The organism is Parabacteroides sp. PH5-46, from assembly GCF_029892785.1.
Taxonomy (GTDB): domain Bacteria; phylum Bacteroidota; class Bacteroidia; order Bacteroidales; family Tannerellaceae; genus DFXE01.
This window is the reverse complement of sequence record NZ_JARXXA010000004.1, coordinates 250,354-267,138: the sequence shown is the minus strand read 5'-3', so window position 1 is coordinate 267,138 and position 16,785 is coordinate 250,354. Positions and strand designations below refer to the sequence as shown.

Sequence of the window (16,785 nt, the reverse complement as noted above, 5' to 3'; positions counted from 1 at the left end):
AATTTCACATATCCGTTAATTTCAGAATATGTTTGAAACGAACCAAAAAAATCAACATTTGGGAGAAATCGGCTTAACAATAAACCATTGGTTTGTCAAATTCTCTTTGTTGTATCGTAAGGGTGTCTTTTCGTCTGCATGGTATATCTCGCAACCGGCTGCTTTGGCTATGGCATGGCCTGCCGCCGTATCCCACTCCATTGTAGGAGCAAAGCGGGGATAAATGTCGGCTGTTCCTTCCGCTACCAGGCAAATCTTCAGGCTGCTTCCGCTATTGATCGTCGTTACAGGTTGTCCCTGCTTCCGTAAGTTATCGATAAACTCTATTGTCTTCTCGCTTTGGTGTGAACGGGAAGAAACAACCACCAATCCCTGATGACCATAAGATAGCGGTAAGCGTATAGCATCCGTTTTCATCTCCTCAAAGGAAGGCTGATTCGTATAATCGATCCCTGCTAATTTATATGCTCCTATCGATTCTTCCGCAAAATATAATTCCTTCCGAACCGGAACATATATAACGCCCAGTACAGGTACACGATTATGAATAAGGGCTATATTGACGGTAAACTCGCCATTATGCTTGATAAACTCTTTGGTTCCGTCCAGTGGATCTACCATCCAGAATGTTTCCCACTTTTCACGCTCCGCATAGGGTATATTTTTACCCTCTTCGCTTAATATTGGATAGGGAGTAGCCGACAAAACATTCGTAATTAAATGATGGGCTACTTTATCTGCACGTGTCACAGGTGAGTGATCTGCTTTTTGTTCAATGTCTAAAGCTTCTTCCGGGTTCGTGTAAATATCCATGATAGACCGCCCTGCATCAACGGCAGCGCGGATAGCAATATATAAATAACTGATATTCGTCATACTTCATTCTTTAGGCTGATACAAATAACGCTTTATACTCCGCTTGGGAGTCTTTTCAAACTCTTCTTCATAAATCCTGAAACTGCTCAGTTTACTGTACGTAGGCAGTTCGGCATTTAACTCATCCATATTTTGCTGCATTATCCTATCCACTTCCTGCCGGTCATTAAGGCCCTCTTTTGAGAGCAATTCCCAGTCGGGATAAATCAAAGCAATCAGTTTATATCCTTCACTAATAACAAGCGATTCTGCAACAAAAGATTTGTTATTCAACAGGTCTTCTATTTCTTCGGGATAGATATTCTGCCCGTTCGAGCTTAATATCATCGTCTTGCTTCGTCCACGGATATACAGGAAGCCATCGTTATCCAAAAGACCCAGGTCTCCCGTATTCATCCATCCGTCTTCCAACATCACGGCTTTTGTAGCTTCTTCGTTTTTATAATAACCAAGCATATTATTGGCTCCTCTCACGAAGATTTCCCCTACATGGGTTTCCGGGTCGGGAGAATCAATCTTCACTTCCAGGCGGTCTACAATCCGGCCTACCGAACCTTTCTTAAAGGTATCCCATTGCTCATAAGCTACCAGCGGGCCACATTCTGTCAGCCCGTAACCTACCGTATAACGGAATTTAATCAGGCGAAGGAAGTTTTCCACTTCTTTATTCAGAGCGGCGCCACCAACAACAATCTCGCCATAGTTTTCACCAAAAGCAATATCCAGTTTCCGGGCTACTGTATTCAGTATTCTTTTATTTATTCCGGGGATTTTTAATAAAAACTTAATATGCGGCTTTTCCAGTTCCGGGAAAACACGGCTCTTTACTATTTTCTCTATAATCAGGGGCACAGCCAGTATCAGGCTCGGACGCAGCGTAGTAAAAGCATCCGCCACAATTTTAGGGCTGGGTGTACGCGTCAGGAAATGCACATGGCAACCTTTCCCTACAGAGTTCAGTATTTCAAAGGCAAGCCCATACATATGAGCCATGGGCAACATACACACGATATTATCTCCGGCATGTACAAACGGTACGTTTTCATTCGCATATTTGGTATTACTCCATATACTGCGATACGGCAACATCACCCCTTTGGAAAAACTGGTAGTTCCCGATGTATAGTTCAAAACAGCCAGTTCCTCCGGATCTTCCCGGTGGTAGGCTATCATGTCGGGAGAAAAACCGTTGGGGTATTTCTTATTCAAGTATTCATCTATCTGTTCCCGAACAGCAAACACTTCCGGTTCATCCGATTTGATGATAGAAAAGTCGTCCAGCAGCATGAACAGCTTTACATCAGGCATCATATTTTCATCCAGGTTTTCCCAATTATTCCCACCTACCAGTACGGCTTTTGCCTCGGAATGATTGACAATATGATGAATATTATCCGGCTTAAAGTCGTGCAAAATAGGTACAATTACGGCACCATAGGCTAATGTTCCGAAAAAGCTGACAGCCCAATTAGAGGAATTACGCCCTACCAATGCTACCTTATCACCCTTTTTGATACCTGCATGTTCAAACACAATATGCAGCTTTTCTATCCGGAGGGCAACATCCCTATAATAATAGGGTTCACCTTTATAATCCGAAAATGCCGGCAGATCCCAGTATTCTCTTATACTATTCTCTATTATACCTAAAAAACGACTTTCCATATCACTCTATTTTCTTTTAAACCCGGTAGTCCACCAATTGTTGCAAACTTACAAAAAAAGTCCATATTATTAAGTTAAGGATAAACAATTCTAATAAATCTTACTTACCCTTTACATAAGAAAGAATACTTGCGATAAGTCCGCCAAGAAGGAGGAATAGGCAAAGGGGTGTGTTTTTAGAGATACGCTTCTTCTCTAGCGATTGGCTTTCATCTTTGCTTTCTATCGATTGATGCAGCGACCTTTCTTTTTCCACCGTTTCCTCTCCCTGATATGTCTGTTCATCTACGGAGGCTATCTCTGTAATCGCTTGTACATACTGTTTGTTGGATGTATCCGGCGGACTCAGCCATACCTGCCGGATCGCCACCTTTTTATGCTGCAAGCCGCTATAGACATGTTGCCGAATAAAGGAGTCCGACAACATCACCTCTTCCCTCACGTCCCGCTGATAAGCAAGCCTACTCTCCCGCCCCACACTACAAGCAGAGAAAATGAAGAATACAAACCACACTACATTCTTCATTTAAAAAGGACTTTTTCCCGATTATTTTCCGGGCGAATGGATAAATGAAGAAAATTGCGTTTCCGGTATAAGATGGCCTGATCAAAAGGCAGTTTGTGTGCCAATACCAAACCCAGCAATTCGGAAGCATTCCCGCGTATCATACAATCGGCAGCCTGCCCTTTCACATGCTGGCTTGAAGGCACGCCACCCACCAGTTCATTCAGTTCGGCACAGCGATACCCGCTCGTAATCCGTATCGGCCCGCCATACGCCAAACGCAGAGGCTGCAACAGCCGCTTCACCAATTCTTCAATGGCCATCCGTTCTTCCCGTTCCGGCACATTCTTAATCCCATTCACCTTTGCCGTATCACTATACAGCATCTCTTCCCATGTAAAATCCTTTGAAATATTCATAGTTAAAAAATTCAATATTAAAGTTTATTAGATCCATTAAGTTTATTAGGTTTATTAAGTTTATTAGGTTTATTAAGTCCATTAAGCCTATTAAACCGATAAGAATAATCCACCCCAAACAAGGCGCCTGCAAACGTGCTGATCTCACCAAAAGCCACTAACACACTACTATCTATCTCTCCTTCCGGTTTTACCCAAAAGCCGCTGAACAGGAGGACAATCCCGCTCAAAGTGAGCAGGATTGCCGTCAGCAGTTGCAGATTAATCAAGGTGAGTCCTGTTACACTCCTTTTCCTTTTCATAAGGCTTCTCATGTTCAAAATACAGGGTATCCTTGGTTTCACGCAGGCTTTTTCCGGGCGAGAATACGATCTTCGCTTTCTTGATATTGGCAGCTGTAAAATCATCTTCCTTATCCGTACCTTGGGAGCTTATCGACAAGCGGAAATTTCCAAACTCTCCCAGCTGCACAATATTCCCCGCCTGAAGCTCTACATCCATCACCCAGTTCAACGAATCCAGTATCGCTTTCACGAATAGTGAATATATTTTGTGGTATTTAATTTTATATCTATTTTTGAAACATATCTATTAAAAATTTTGGTTATGGCTAAAGATGCAGTTATCTATTTAAGAGTATCAACAGAAGAACAGGATTATAATCGGCAACTTGAAGATTTAAGATCATTTGCTAAAAAAGAAAATTATGCTATCATAAAAACTTTCTCAGATAAAATGTCTGGTCTTAAGGATGAAAGATATAGAGAAGGTCTCTCTGAAATGAAAGAATATCTAATACAAAATGACATTAAAACTGTATTAGTATGGGAAATATCACGTTTAGGGAGGAAACAATCAACACTCAATTTATTAATTGAATTTTTTGAAGAACATAAAATCAATGTCTATTTCTATTCACAAAATATTTGGCTGTTGGATAATGGTAAAATATCTTTTAGTGCAGGTCTAATGTTGAATGTAATAGGGTATTATGCTGGCTATGAGCTAAAACTAATGAAGGATAGAATGATTTCTGCTAAAAAAATAAATGTTTCTTTAGGTAAGGTTGTAAGCGGAACAACCAGATTTGGATATAAAGCTGATGAAAATAAAATGATTGTCCCTGATACAGACATTATACCGGAATTAGGAAAATCTAAGGCGGATATTGTCCTTGAACTTTTTAAAACCTATGAAACAGGTGTTTCCACAAATGAGCTAAGACGTATATGTATGGCTAAAGGTTATCCTAAACATTTACTTGTTAATTCAAATATTGTACGTATTTTGCGTAATGAGGATTATAAGGGAGGAAGACAGGTGAAATTAGGCTTTAGACCTGTTCCTAAACTTGTAGAGCCATGGTTATGGGATAAATGTGCAGAACTACGAAAACAAAATAACACTAAAATAGATAAGAGCTATAAATACGTCAATTTGCTCAAAGATGTTTTAATTTGTAGTGTTTGCGGCTCAAAATGTACCACTTTAATAAGGAAAGGATATATTTGCACTAAAAATATTCATACTCAAAAGCAATGCTACGGAACATCATGTGAATGTCTTGCTTTTTCAGAAAGGGCACTTAATGGAATCATTTGGACATATTCCCAGCCCTTTATAAGCGATTTAAAGAACAAAGAAGCTCAAGAGGCTCAGGAGCAACAAACAAACGCTAAAATCAAAGCGATTGAACTCGAAATCGAACAATATGCTAAAGTCTTCTCCATATTAAATAAGGAGTTAGATAAAACTAAAGTAATGTTCAAAGCAGACACTATTGATAAAGATGAATTCCTAAGGGAAGCCAAAAGAATAAATACAGACAAAGATCAAAATCAAAAGAAAATAGATAAACTAAATTCAGAAATTGCTCTTTTGAAGAGACAAATAAATCAAAAGATTAAAATTAAAGAACTCCTAAGCAGTTATAAGGAAATAATAGACATACATCAAATTAAAACCTTAATCAATGCTGTTATTGAGGAAGTGAAAATATATACTATAACCCGATTTGATAAAATCGTTCGTGTTCAAAGAAAAGATGGTGTAATTGATTATCTCTATTATTATTCCCAACTCAAAAAAGAGTTTTATTTTCATATAAATCAGAGCGTTATATTTTTTGATAAAGAAAAGAAGCAATTGTATTTTAAAAATACTGTATCAACAAAATTATTATACTTACTTTATGGCATCACTATAAAAGACAATATAGTACCTTTGGATTTGATCCGTGATACAGCTAAAACAAACAATTCTCTGGGTATATCCTCTGTTGTAACAGTTGTACCTTATAATAGATTGGATGTTCGGAATATGAACAAAACTACAAACCTCACTAAATTCAAGCATCAATACATACTGAAAACAGAGAATTCCAGCAAATTAGGTGTAGTAGCTTTGTTACCATACAAACTGAAATCTATGATTGAAACTGTTTTTACACAAATAACAAAGCAGTACCCAGATATTCAAGCAAATACACTTTACAATTTCATAGAAAAAACATTTGGAAATGAAAAGCGGTTGACAGAATGTGATCCAGAAGAGCTGGAGGTTATCTTAAAGAAAACGATTATGTTTGCTAAGAAAGAACTGTGTATAACGATCCCAGAACTAGATAATATTTCAGAGGAGGACAAAGAGCCTTCAGAACCTTATGAAGGGGCGTATTATACGCAGTGGATAAGCTGGGCGGAAACATGTAATCAAAAATAATTTTTATATGAATCACTAACCCGTTCTTTCAAAAGCTGTATTGGCCATCTTTAAGGCTTTTTACCGACCTTCTCTCTTTTCGCATCCTCCCTTAGATTGGAATTTAACAGGTTCTTAAGGGCACTTTTAAACATTTTACATTTGAAATACTCTATTTATTAGTATACGGTATTTTTTACCAGAGTAGAATCGATAGCATCGATTTCAATATGCCAACCACCAGAAAAGGTACAAGTACGGTTTACATAAAGGCTTCGCATATTGACAATATAAGTCGGGAAAAGTCTCCAATATGATGATGTTTCCATATTGAATAGAGATACCAGAAGAACCCGCATTTGATATTGAAAGTTTGTAAGACAGATGTTAGTGTAAGTTCTTACAAGGTTATTAGATTCACTACTTTGAAGTCTTAGAATTATATATTCAAAAGACGACTTAGGGGGGTCTTCAAAGTAGCTCACTTATTATCCCAAACTCATATATATGTTTATGTATTTACTATAAACCTATATTTGGGGGAGGGGGGTCTTACACTCTTGCCTTTGGCAAGAACACAACACTTCTGTCCATGTTAGCTTTAGTAGGTAAATGAATAGACTATCACTTTAGATACTTTTCCTCTTCTTTGAGGAAAAATTGAAAATCAGGCATTTATAGATAGCAAATATAATCTATCACTCAGTTGATGTTAGTTCTTTGTATGATAAAGAAATCTTGTTTATTTTCTTTTGTTTACTGGCAGATACATCATCATTTAAATTGATAATAATAATATAATAGGTTTTCCCATTGAAAATAAATCTATTTGGCCATTTCTTATCTTGGGTATTATTTTCAATTTCAATTTCTACATTGTCGAGATTGAAAACAACGAGATAGCCTACGTCCTTATGATAATCATTCGAATACTTCACTATCTGCGCAAATCCACTTATAATCCTATTTTGCCTATAATCTTTGCTGGAATCGAATACTTTAATTTCCATGACCAAAGGGTCTTCCGTATCTATTAAACTAACAACATCTGCTCTCCCTGATGAAGATTGAGGAGTTGAAAACGGGTAGTCAATACCCTGATCAAACAAATAAAGTCTTATATTATCTTCAAAAACTTTTTCATACTGCTTGTTTGTTGGATTACTATATTTTTCTTTTAAATCATTTTTAGTGAACCATTCTGTCCTTAGCTTGTATTTTTCAAGTATATACAATAGAGAATTAACCTTATCAAGAGAATCATGCAAATAATTAACAATAGGAGTTATAATTCTATCAAGAAACTCTCTTACACTGTCTTCTCGTTTGCTATTATAAAATATCATATAATCAGCAGGGCTTTGACGTGATTTAGAAAAATAGAAGAACATGTGAATGAAGTAAGATAATCTATGTCTTTCATCTTGATATTGTACTTGATTATAATGTAGCTGCTCCATCCATTTATCAAGCTCATCATCATTTAATGGATGTTCTTCTATTATGTTATTTAACAATGACTCAAGTAAACTTTCTTTGCCTACCTTTATATAAAAAAAGCAAAGATCGTCTGCAAAATCATTAATATTTGATTTGTACAATTGATTTCTCCATTCCTGAAGGTTACTTCTAAGTTGATGATTATAATACATAAGAGGGCTTATTTGAATAGGTTATTTAGGCTTTTATTTAACTCTTGCAGTGCATTATTTATATCCTTGACCGAAGTATGGACAGACGCATCCTTGTCTTGAAGTTTGATTGTTATTTTACAATTAGGACAATAGACTTTTTTCTCCAATCTTGCATCTATCATTTGTATCTCAAATAGATAATTACATTTTGGACAATTAACATCTATCCATATTTCATCAAGGTCGAACATATCCTATGCTAAGTTACAAAATAAAAGCCGTTATCAAAATATTTAAGGATTATATTTTTCTCCCAGATTTCCTAAATCATCATAGACAAGCAAAGCCCCATTCTTAATAACATAGTATTCATAGCGCCTATCCTTGTCTTTATAATAATATCTGGAAGTTCCATTGATTTTTTTTACAATCAATTCATCTTCACCGCCACTACCGTCAGAGAAAGTTCTCTTTAAGAATAATTTGTTTCCTTTCTTATATATAATTAGCTCAACTCCATGCCCTATTAAATTGCCAGTCCATCTACCAATTTGTGTCGTATTGTCTTTTTCCAGTTCTGTTTTTGGGATTTTACTTCTGGAAACGCCATTGATCTGTGTCTCAAAGGTATTTGGAGCAATACGTGTCATTGCCCATGAGCCAAAACCAACTTCATGGGAAGGCATATAATAAGAGACAAATATATATTCATAGCCTATTGGAGATTTCTTCTTAATATCTTTTGCGATAAGCTCCAAATGCTCTTTTGTCAGTTCTTCAAATATTCTAACACTATATTCAACTTTCTTCACATAATCATCCGTTTTTGTTCTTTTGATGATTTCATACCGAGGAACTTCTGGGGTCTTTTTTCCCGGTTTAGTAGTTGGGGTATTAACTGTGCTTTTTTCTTTTTCAATTCTCAGCATTTCTTCACTTTGAGCTATCCTCTGTTTTCTATCGCGTTCTTCACAATCACTCAATAGCATCTGATATATAACAAAGCAAACAACTAAAACTATAATAACTTTTTTCATTGCAGTAAATTTATTCGATTATCATTGTTCCTGTTTTTGTTCCAAAGTCACCCAAGAATAAAGTTTTTTTCCCAACCCTATCAATAGCTATCATAGCTTCTTCTCTATTTCCTCTTTCACCACCGATACAAATAAGAGAATAATATGTCTCTCCGGCCTTTTTAGAGACTTTTACAGATGTTATTTCTAATTGACGGACATCCAGTCCTGCATAGACATAAAGTTTTCCAGAACTGCTATCGTCAATTCTGGTAAGTACACGGACTTTTGCATTTTCTTGATGAATTACTTGCCCATTGGCCATTAAAACAGATTTTGAACCTGTGAACTTTACATATTCTTGTGCATTGGTCATAAAAGAATAAAAGGATAGCAACAATACAATTGACAAAATCTTTCTCATATACATATAATATCTTCTGCCTCCCTGCTCCCTTCGTTCGGCATTAAAAATAAAAAGCGTGGGAACTGCTACTTTTCTCTGTCTCAAAGGCATCGGCAATGCCCACCATACAAATACTTAGCAACAGCCCACGCCATTTGCCATATATCTTTATCATAAGATTATAAGCAAAGACATGAGCATTAATTGCTATTACTCCAGTATGGTTGAAATTTTGCCGATTTCTGAGACAAGAATAATAGTTACGCTCAAATTAAAATGAATCTATCTCCATAGATTTGGTGTAAAGATAAGGCAAAGTATTAAAATATAACAATCAAGGGAAAGGTAAAAACTTCTTATTCGAGGAAGGATACTACTAAAATATTGCTCCACATTTCTGTATAGCGATTGATTTTCAAATATATACTCATTCTGAAATCAAGTGGTGGTAAGATTAATTGCTGTAATAGAAAGTGAATTATATGTTCTGAATCCCTACTTTAGATAGGGGTGTGCCTCTTTTTTTTATTTTCAATTAATACATACTTACTTAGCCTTTGCTTTATACCATAGATGTCATTAACCTTTCTTTCAATACTCTTTTTCAAATTTATTGCTTTATAGATAAATGTCATTTGCTAAACGTCCGTTTGGTTTATGACATTATTTCTTATCTTTGCATCAAATCAGGAAAGAGAGTAATAAATATGAAAACACAACAAAAATTTGTAGCCTACTATAGAACGAGCAAAAAAGGGCAAGATTTAGGTATTGATGCTCAAAAAAACACTGTAAAGGATTATACAAAAAGAATAGACGGAATTATTATTGATTCGTATGAAGAACAAGAAAGTGGTAAACACAATGAACGGATAGAACTTCATAAAGCATTAGAATCATGTAAGAGAAATAAAGCAACAATCATCATAGCTAAATTAGATCGTTTAAGTAGAAATGTGGAATTTCTGTTTAATGTGAGAAATTCAGGTATAGATATTTGTTGTGTCGATATGCCTCAGCTCAATACACTAACTCTTGGCATTTTTGCATCTTTAGCTCAGTATGAAAGGGAACTTATCAGCGAAAGAACCAAAAAAGCATTGCAAGCAAAAAAACAAAAAGGAGCATTATTGGGGAAACCTAATAATTTACGTGACAACTTAGACCAAGCTATTGAAAATAGTAAAGCTACAAGAAAAAATAAAGCTTATGATAATGAAAACAACAAGCGAGCCTATGCTTTCATCAAGTCATTAAAAGAACAAAATAAGACTTGGGCTGAAATTATGAGAGAGCTTAATAAAGCTGGTTTTTATACAAGCAAAGGGAAAACATTTACAATTAAAGCTATTCAAAGAGTTCATTTGCTTTTTGATTCTAAATGTTAAATAAACAAAACCTAACATCTTGACAAATCAAGATATATGACTGAATACAAGGGATTTAATAAATACCACTATATCTATACAAGTTTCACATCCGCACTCGACATAGCCGACCGAGCCGATATCAGCTTACACAACTTTTGCATATCGCAACGACCGGCTGATTTAGCCCTTGCATACGTTTTCATTTTTCCGGCATCTGCGCCACTCAACACTTTGTACTGTACTTTTCTAAATTTTAAAGACATATAAATAAATGATTAAAAATTATGTGCTCCACTATTGAAACACAGTGCAAAGCTACAGCTAGCGCAAAAGTTAAAACTGCCGCAATAGCGCACGCTTTAGCGCGCAATTATCAATTGAAAAGGGGAAACTAAAAAAGAATGGCACACAAAAGCGTGCGCTATCGCAGCAGTTTCAACAAAACTCAGAAAGCCCATAAACACAAAGAAGTCATATTTTCTTTTATGATTTATTCACTTTCCCCCTATCCAATTACACACTAATTTTGTATATTTGTAATGTACTATAAGATGTAGTTTGTATGACAACTGTAATTATCGACAATAAATCAAGAATAGGGCGAAAGCTATTGAAAGAAATAGAGAAACATCCCCGCGTGGCGCATATTGTAAGCGATGAAAGGGATAAAACCCCTTTACCAGTACCAGAAGAAGATCTTATTTCATTGGATGAATTTAAGAAGAATTTTGAAGATGCGATATTGGAAGATCTAGGTCTTAAAGTTCAATTATAGAATAAGATTATAAAATTATTTATGCCAAAACCAATTCTTTTTCTATGAAATACGTGATTAAATTTACGCCCCAAGCAAATAAAGACATCCGAAATATTACTACTTATATCAAAACCAAATTATATGCTCCTCTTACTGCAAAACGGTTTTTGCGAGGAATATATACTAAAATAACAGAACTGGAAACAACAGCCGATGCCTATGCCATATCCTCTTATAAAGAAGTACTTATTTATGGAAAAAATGCTCGCCACATCAACTATAAAAACTTCACAATCATATACACAATCCACAATCATATCGTTTTAGTCCATCGCATGATCCACGGAACACTAATCAAAAAATAAAAAGTCCGGAAGGACTTTGATTTGTATAAGCCCTTGCAAGCGCAGCGTAGCTCGGGGTGTAGTGGTACGTAGTACCGGAATGTCAATAGGCAGGCGGTGCAAACCCCTGTATTTAATGTGTGTGAAGGGAGGAAAATCAATTAAGGATATGGGCGTAGCCTAGGAGGAGTTTGAGTTCTTCGGGGTAGAAGGAGGTGGTGCGGATTTGGTCGCCTAATACGCTTATGTTGCGTTTGCGCTTGTTTTTTAGGTTGAGGTTGAAGCTTAGTAACAGAGAGAAGGCGAGGTGGTTGTAGGAGACCGGATGGTTTTTGGACTTGCGCTCGACCAGGTTGCACATTTTCTCAAACATGATGGGATTGTCTAATGAATAGCCCAGAACCCCCAAGACGGTTTCCTTGTGGATATAGTTCAGGCAGCTCTGCCAGTCATGTTTGATAAAGTTTCTGAAGAACTCCTGGTAACGCTTGGAACAGGAGCTCCATTTGCTCAGCGCCAAACGATAAATCCGGTGATAGTGTACTTGTTTCTCTTCGGCCGTACAGTTGGCCAATAATGCATTAAAGCGACGTACTGAAGGATGCCTCCCCAGCAGCTTACGTAAATCTTCCATTTTTTTCTTTCGTATTTTAGAGATTAATTACTGAGAAACTGAATAACTGAATCATTGAGTTACTGAGTTATTCAGTCATTCAACTTTCAGTTATCCAGTCATTCAATTATTGAATTATTATTGCGAGCCGTGCTAACATCCCTGTCCACACGACTCTAATTAACCAAAAACATTATTATGTATGAAAAAACATTTAATCTTGTACACAGCGAATAGAATGCCCACTCGAACGACTGACGGCATCTATTTGCAGATCCGACGTTCCGAAGTGTAATCTCGTGGCGTACACCTCATCACCAGGTTCAGACGACCAATAGGAGCCAAGCGTTTTGTTATCCTCGGAATTACCAGTATCACGGCGGCGGCGGCCTGCTGCAGGAATATACAGTATTTCTCCCGGATCCTCACCTTTGATCTTCAGGTAGTTGTCTGTAAAGGACACTGTACTGTTATAGGCATTGCCGTAAGCTGTTTTGATAAGTTCAAACTCATCCTTTGTAGGCACGCGCCAACCTTCCGGACAAGGACCCTGGGCGTTTGCTCCGCGCCAGAGATCGTGGTTCTGCTGGCTTAACCAGTCGAATGGTGCTGTGTTGGCATTTAAAATGAACTTGTCCTTATAGATACCCGTTGTGCCCTGATCATAGGTGACAGGGCCTGGCTGGGTATCGCCTGATGCACCATAGACGAAGCCCTTGTTACGTCCCCACTGGTAGTAGTAGCCGGTATGCTTCAGTTCTGCACTATTACCAATCTCCGTGGCACCCACATTCACAGGAGCCCAGGTAACACCTCCAAAGACGACTGGTTTGAGCCTTGTGTTGGGAAAATAATGGTCGCCAACGATATGGATCGTATCCCGTTGCTCAGGAGTGCTTTCATTCACGATTTCCACCTGTATATTTATATCCCCTTTTTTTACTTTTGGGATTGTGATGGTATGTGTCTGCTCGTAGCCTGCGCTGTAGGTCAGAATAGGTGTTGTACTTTCTACTTTGAAGCCAGGGAGGTCGGATTCGCCACATGCTATGTATGTTACATCCGCACGGGTACCTGACTTGTTGTAGGTCTTTACGGGGATGGTGAGAGTGGCGTTGGCTGTGGCATCGGTAATGTCGTAGGTTTTGCCTGTTACTTTGATACCAGTGTTGGGTGTCAGCTCAAAAGTACCTATTTCCATATCATCTTCTTCGGCTTCAGCTTCGTAGGTGCCGCCGGCATCCTCCCAGTCCGCTCTTGCTATGGTCAAGGAAGGGGTGTTCGGGGCTACTTTCTTCACCCTCAATATATAGCGCTTGTTGGCTTCTATCTCTGTGCCGCTTTTCAGGCTGTAGATGCGGCGTTCGCCCATAAACTCACCCTCAAAGGAAATTACGGTTTGCCCGTCTGCCAATTTGGTGGGGTAGAGGTAGAAGGCACTGGCTACCGGGGTACCGGTGTTGAAGTCTGCCGGGTCGTTGTTCTCGATCATTGGATGTTTTCCGGTGGCAAGGTTTTGGGCGGGAGTGCCTGTGGCATCTCCGAAGGCATAGCCTTGCTGCTTTACGTTCTCTACCAATATGTTGCCGATGGTAAAATTGGTATCGGAAGCGTCGTTTTCCACATCAAAACGAGCCACGCGGCGGTAGAGTTTTACCTTTTTCTCATCCGCTGTAGGGGTTTCAATATCCACAATTTCCTGGCGAGTTGTCATCAGTAGTGGCGACTTGATAAGGTCTGCTTGTATGTCCGTCAGCCGCTCGCGGAAGTCCTCTTCCGTAGTAGCCCCTACATTGATGTTTGCCAAAGACGAAGCATTGTCCTTGCCATTGGCTACGAAGTAAAAGATATGTTTACCCGTACGCCCGGTTACATCTATGGTAGTCTCCAGGTCTGCATTCGTTTGGTTCAGATCCGTACTACCTACGCGAAATACTTTTTGAAGCAAGTTGGGCTGGCTTTCTGCCGAGCGGTCGCTAAACATATAGATCTCCAGCGAGTCTACCACATTCTCTTGCTGCGTAGCTATTGTTGCATAGCTTACCGGTTGTCTTTTTCCCTGAAGACGGAAGGTGATAGAGCCACCCCTCTCCCCCTTAATGGGGGGATTAGAGAATTCTTCCTGATTGCAAGAGGATGCCAACATCAGCACCAGAGCAGCTAATAATATTGTTAGTTTTGTATGTTTTGTTTTCATCTTTTTTTTATGCGTTTATTGTTCCTTATTTCCCCTCTTGAGAGGGGAGATTTTGCAATCATTCGATTGCAAAACCTCTGTCTATTCTTGTACGCAGCGAACAGAACGACCGACCGCACGACCACTGTTACCTATGAGTAGGGTAGATGCACTAAAGTTCAGAATTTTCAAGCTCAGACCAAATGGGTCTGAAGACCAATAGTAGCCGTGCATGCCTTGATTAGTGGAATTACCGGAACCGTGACTTCGATCTCCGACAGCAGGGAAGTACAGTACCTTCTCCAGATTGTCGCCTTTGACCTCAATGCGCTTCTCCTCCGCCTTCCAGATTACCGTGCCACCATTGGCCGTATAGCTCGTTCCGTAGGCCGTTTTAATAAGCTCAAGCTCCGTCTTTGTCGGTACACGCCAGCCCTCCGGACAAGGACCTCGTTGTTTGTCGCCACTCCATAAACTGTCATCCTGAGGAAACAACCAGTCGTTTCCTGAAGCACTATTACTTTTAATAAATAGCCCTTTGGCATCACCTTCCATAGCTACTTCCCAACTTACAGCACCCATTATAGGATACACGTCCGGAGTAGTGCCCTTTTCGCCATTATATACAAAGCCTATATTACGCCCCCACTGAAAAAGCAATCCATGATGCTTTACATCCGTAGTCGTACCTATTTCCGTAGCTCCCACATTCACCGGAGCCCAATAGATACCACCGAAAAGGACGGGTTTCTCTTGTGTTGTATCGTAGTTGGGAACACTCTTAACATAGATGGTATCACGTATTTCCGGGCGGGAGTTGTTGATGATTTCTACCCTTGCGTGCATAGGGGTTTTGCCTGGCTTGGGGATGTTTATTTTGTATTCCTGGAAGTATCCGGCAGCGTAGGTCAGGACGGCTTCGGAATTGTTGAACGTTACTTTCGTATCGCTGTTGCCTGTACCATGTAAATAAGTAACTTCCATGCGGGTGCCGGATTTCGTATAGCTTGTTACCGGGATGGTAACTACTCCGGCGCTTGTAGCATCGGTGATGTCGTAAGTTTTGCCTGTTACCTGGATACCGGTGTTGGGTGTCAGGGAGAGGGCTCCTATTTCCATATCATCCGTTTTGGGTTCTACTTCGTACTCGCCACCGTCATCGCCCCAATCCTCTCTTTCTATGATCAGGGAGGGAGTGTTCGGAGCTATCTTCTTTATTTTTAATATATAGCGTTTGTTGGCTTCTATCTCTGTACCGCCTTTCAGGCTGTAGATGCGGCGTTCGCCCATAAACTCACCTTCAAAGGAGATTACAGTCTGCCCGTCTTCTAATTTGGTTGGGTAGAGGTAGAATGCACTGGCTACCGGGGTACCGATATTGAAGTCTGACGGATCATTGTTTTTGATCATCGGGAGCTTTCCGGTGGCGAAGGTTTGGGCGGGAGTGCCTGTAGCGTCGCCGAAGGCATAGCCTTGCTGTTTTACGTTCTCTACCAATATATTGTCAATGGTAAAGTTGGTATCGGAAGCATCATTTTCTACATCAAAACGAGCTACGCGGCGGTAGAGTTTCACCTTTTTTTCTTCATCCGTGGGGGTTTCGATATCCACGATCTCCTGACGGGTTGTCATCAATAATGGCGACTTGATAAGGTTTGTCTGTATGTCCGTCATCCGTTCGCGGAAGGCCTCTTCCGTAGTAGCCCCTACATTGATGTTTGCCAAAGACGAAGCATTATCCTTGCCATTGGCTACGAAGTAAAAGATATGTTTACCCATACGTCCGGTTACATCTATGGTAGTCTCCAGGTCTGCATTCGTTTGGTTCAGATCCGTACTTCCTAAGCGGAATACCTTCTGCAATAAGTTCGGCTTGCTTTCAGCCGAGCGGTCGCTAAACATATAGATCTCCAGCGAGTCTACTACATTCTCTTGCTGCGTAGCTATTGTTGCATAGCTTACCGGCTGTCTTTTTCCCTGAAGCCGGAAGGTGATAGAGCCACCTCCCTCTCCCTTAATGGGGGGATTAGAGAATTCCTCCTGGCTGCAGGAAGGCACCAACATCAGCACCAGAGCAGCTAATAATATTGTTAGTTTTGTATGTTTTGTTTTCATTATTCTTTTGTTGTTTTAATGTTTTCCATTTCCCCTCTCGAGAGGGGAGATTTTGCAATCATTCGATTGCTCACCTTTGTAGGCAGTGACCCCAGGTCACTGTATTTAGGTATGGTGTAGGCGTTTTGTTGCCGTAGGTAACAAACATTGTTTGTGTATCGTTTGCCATCTACGAAGGCAATATTTGTG

At 39.2% G+C, this 16,785-nt stretch carries 17 protein-coding genes; 4 read left to right on the top strand and 13 right to left on the bottom strand.

Going from position 1 to position 16,785, the window contains the following annotated elements:
• Positions 1-51: 51 nt before the first annotated feature.
• From cysQ to M2470_RS06000, 6 genes are all read right to left on the bottom strand, one after another.
• On the bottom strand, positions 52-876 hold the full coding sequence (gene cysQ, locus M2470_RS06025) for a 3'(2'),5'-bisphosphate nucleotidase CysQ (RefSeq protein ID WP_280744139.1): 825 nt from the start codon (positions 874-876) through the stop codon (positions 52-54).
• A 3-nt stretch (positions 877-879) separates the two neighbouring features.
• Positions 880-2,541 (bottom strand): AMP-binding protein, encoded by a 1,662-nt coding sequence (locus M2470_RS06020; RefSeq protein ID WP_280744138.1) that lies wholly within the window; start codon positions 2,539-2,541, stop codon positions 880-882.
• 100 nt (positions 2,542-2,641) lie between these two features.
• Complete coding sequence (locus M2470_RS06015; protein WP_280744137.1) at positions 2,642-3,067, bottom strand: hypothetical protein; 426 nt, start codon at positions 3,065-3,067, stop codon at positions 2,642-2,644.
• Entirely contained in the window at positions 3,064-3,465 is a 402-nt protein-coding gene (locus M2470_RS06010) for a D-Ala-D-Ala carboxypeptidase family metallohydrolase (RefSeq protein WP_280744136.1), read from the bottom strand. The genes M2470_RS06015 and M2470_RS06010 overlap by 4 nt, the downstream gene beginning before the upstream one ends.
• Positions 3,466-3,482: 17 nt before the next feature.
• Positions 3,483-3,767 (bottom strand): hypothetical protein, encoded by a 285-nt coding sequence (locus M2470_RS06005; RefSeq protein ID WP_280744135.1) that lies wholly within the window; start codon positions 3,765-3,767, stop codon positions 3,483-3,485.
• Positions 3,727-3,999: a hypothetical protein gene (locus M2470_RS06000; protein ID WP_280744134.1), complete on the bottom strand. Its 273-nt coding sequence runs from the start codon at positions 3,997-3,999 to the stop codon at positions 3,727-3,729. Before M2470_RS06000 ends, M2470_RS06005 begins: the two co-directional genes overlap by 41 nt.
• A 72-nt stretch (positions 4,000-4,071) precedes the next feature.
• Here M2470_RS06000 and M2470_RS05995 point away from each other — a divergent pair, with 72 nt between their 5' ends.
• Positions 4,072-6,186 (top strand): recombinase family protein, encoded by a 2,115-nt coding sequence (locus M2470_RS05995; protein WP_280744133.1) that lies wholly within the window; start codon positions 4,072-4,074, stop codon positions 6,184-6,186.
• A gap of 677 nt (positions 6,187-6,863) precedes the next feature.
• Here the strand turns inward: M2470_RS05995 and M2470_RS05990 are convergent.
• The 3 genes from M2470_RS05990 to M2470_RS05980 form a co-directional block, all read right to left on the bottom strand.
• Complete coding sequence (locus M2470_RS05990; RefSeq protein WP_280744132.1) at positions 6,864-7,817, bottom strand: hypothetical protein; 954 nt, start codon at positions 7,815-7,817, stop codon at positions 6,864-6,866.
• Between the two features lie 275 nt (positions 7,818-8,092).
• Complete coding sequence (locus tag M2470_RS05985; RefSeq protein ID WP_280744131.1) at positions 8,093-8,836, bottom strand: hypothetical protein; 744 nt, start codon at positions 8,834-8,836, stop codon at positions 8,093-8,095.
• 10 nt (positions 8,837-8,846) lie between these two features.
• Entirely contained in the window at positions 8,847-9,239 is a 393-nt protein-coding gene (locus M2470_RS05980; RefSeq protein WP_280744130.1) for a hypothetical protein, read from the bottom strand.
• A gap of 689 nt (positions 9,240-9,928) precedes the next feature.
• Between M2470_RS05980 and M2470_RS05975 the strand changes: the two genes are divergently transcribed.
• Entirely contained in the window at positions 9,929-10,609 is a 681-nt protein-coding gene (locus tag M2470_RS05975; protein WP_280744129.1) for a recombinase family protein, read from the top strand.
• A gap of 74 nt (positions 10,610-10,683) precedes the next feature.
• Here M2470_RS05975 and M2470_RS05970 read toward each other — a convergent pair whose 3' ends face one another.
• Positions 10,684-10,854 carry a hypothetical protein gene (locus tag M2470_RS05970; RefSeq protein ID WP_280744128.1) on the bottom strand — a complete coding sequence of 57 codons (171 nt, stop codon included), beginning with the start codon at positions 10,852-10,854 and terminating at the stop codon, positions 10,684-10,686.
• Positions 10,855-11,153: 299 nt separating this feature from the next.
• Here M2470_RS05970 and M2470_RS05965 point away from each other — a divergent pair, with 299 nt between their 5' ends.
• Positions 11,154-11,366, top strand: a complete 213-nt coding sequence (locus tag M2470_RS05965; RefSeq protein ID WP_280744127.1) for a hypothetical protein — start codon at positions 11,154-11,156, stop codon at positions 11,364-11,366.
• Between the two features lie 44 nt (positions 11,367-11,410).
• Positions 11,411-11,713: a type II toxin-antitoxin system RelE/ParE family toxin gene (locus M2470_RS05960; RefSeq protein WP_280744126.1), complete on the top strand. Its 303-nt coding sequence runs from the start codon at positions 11,411-11,413 to the stop codon at positions 11,711-11,713.
• Positions 11,714-11,849: 136 nt separating this feature from the next.
• Here the strand turns inward: M2470_RS05960 and M2470_RS05955 are convergent, their stop codons facing one another.
• The 3 genes from M2470_RS05955 to M2470_RS05945 form a co-directional block, all read right to left on the bottom strand.
• Complete coding sequence (locus M2470_RS05955) at positions 11,850-12,326, bottom strand: hypothetical protein (protein ID WP_280744125.1); 477 nt, start codon at positions 12,324-12,326, stop codon at positions 11,850-11,852.
• Positions 12,327-12,519: 193 nt separating this feature from the next.
• Positions 12,520-14,502, bottom strand: a complete 1,983-nt coding sequence (locus M2470_RS05950) for an FISUMP domain-containing protein (RefSeq protein WP_280744124.1) — start codon at positions 14,500-14,502, stop codon at positions 12,520-12,522.
• A gap of 81 nt (positions 14,503-14,583) precedes the next feature.
• Positions 14,584-16,596, bottom strand: a complete 2,013-nt coding sequence (locus M2470_RS05945; RefSeq protein ID WP_280744123.1) for an FISUMP domain-containing protein — start codon at positions 16,594-16,596, stop codon at positions 14,584-14,586.
• Positions 16,597-16,785: the final 189 nt, after the last annotated feature.

Bases quoted from the DNA above. Each gene is read 5' to 3' on its own strand.
- cysQ (WP_280744139.1), bottom strand. From the start codon at position 876: ATGACGAATATCAGTTATTTATATATTGCTATCCGCGCTGCCGTTGAT.
- M2470_RS06020 (WP_280744138.1), bottom strand. From the start codon at position 2,541: ATGGAAAGTCGTTTTTTAGGTATAATAGAGAATAGTATAAGAGAATAC.
- M2470_RS06015 (WP_280744137.1), bottom strand. From the start codon at position 3,067: ATGAAGAATGTAGTGTGGTTTGTATTCTTCATTTTCTCTGCTTGTAGT.
- M2470_RS06010 (WP_280744136.1), bottom strand. From the start codon at position 3,465: ATGAATATTTCAAAGGATTTTACATGGGAAGAGATGCTGTATAGTGAT.
- M2470_RS06005 (WP_280744135.1), bottom strand. From the start codon at position 3,767: ATGAAAAGGAAAAGGAGTGTAACAGGACTCACCTTGATTAATCTGCAA.
- M2470_RS05995 (WP_280744133.1), top strand. From the start codon at position 4,072: ATGGCTAAAGATGCAGTTATCTATTTAAGAGTATCAACAGAAGAACAG.
- M2470_RS05990 (WP_280744132.1), bottom strand. From the start codon at position 7,817: ATGTATTATAATCATCAACTTAGAAGTAACCTTCAGGAATGGAGAAAT.
- M2470_RS05985 (WP_280744131.1), bottom strand. From the start codon at position 8,836: ATGAAAAAAGTTATTATAGTTTTAGTTGTTTGCTTTGTTATATATCAG.
- M2470_RS05980 (WP_280744130.1), bottom strand. From the start codon at position 9,239: ATGAGAAAGATTTTGTCAATTGTATTGTTGCTATCCTTTTATTCTTTT.
- M2470_RS05975 (WP_280744129.1), top strand. From the start codon at position 9,929: ATGAAAACACAACAAAAATTTGTAGCCTACTATAGAACGAGCAAAAAA.
- M2470_RS05970 (WP_280744128.1), bottom strand. From the start codon at position 10,854: ATGTCTTTAAAATTTAGAAAAGTACAGTACAAAGTGTTGAGTGGCGCA.
- M2470_RS05965 (WP_280744127.1), top strand. From the start codon at position 11,154: ATGACAACTGTAATTATCGACAATAAATCAAGAATAGGGCGAAAGCTA.
- M2470_RS05960 (WP_280744126.1), top strand. From the start codon at position 11,411: ATGAAATACGTGATTAAATTTACGCCCCAAGCAAATAAAGACATCCGA.
- M2470_RS05955 (WP_280744125.1), bottom strand. From the start codon at position 12,326: ATGGAAGATTTACGTAAGCTGCTGGGGAGGCATCCTTCAGTACGTCGC.
- M2470_RS05950 (WP_280744124.1), bottom strand. From the start codon at position 14,502: ATGAAAACAAAACATACAAAACTAACAATATTATTAGCTGCTCTGGTG.
- M2470_RS05945 (WP_280744123.1), bottom strand. From the start codon at position 16,596: ATGAAAACAAAACATACAAAACTAACAATATTATTAGCTGCTCTGGTG.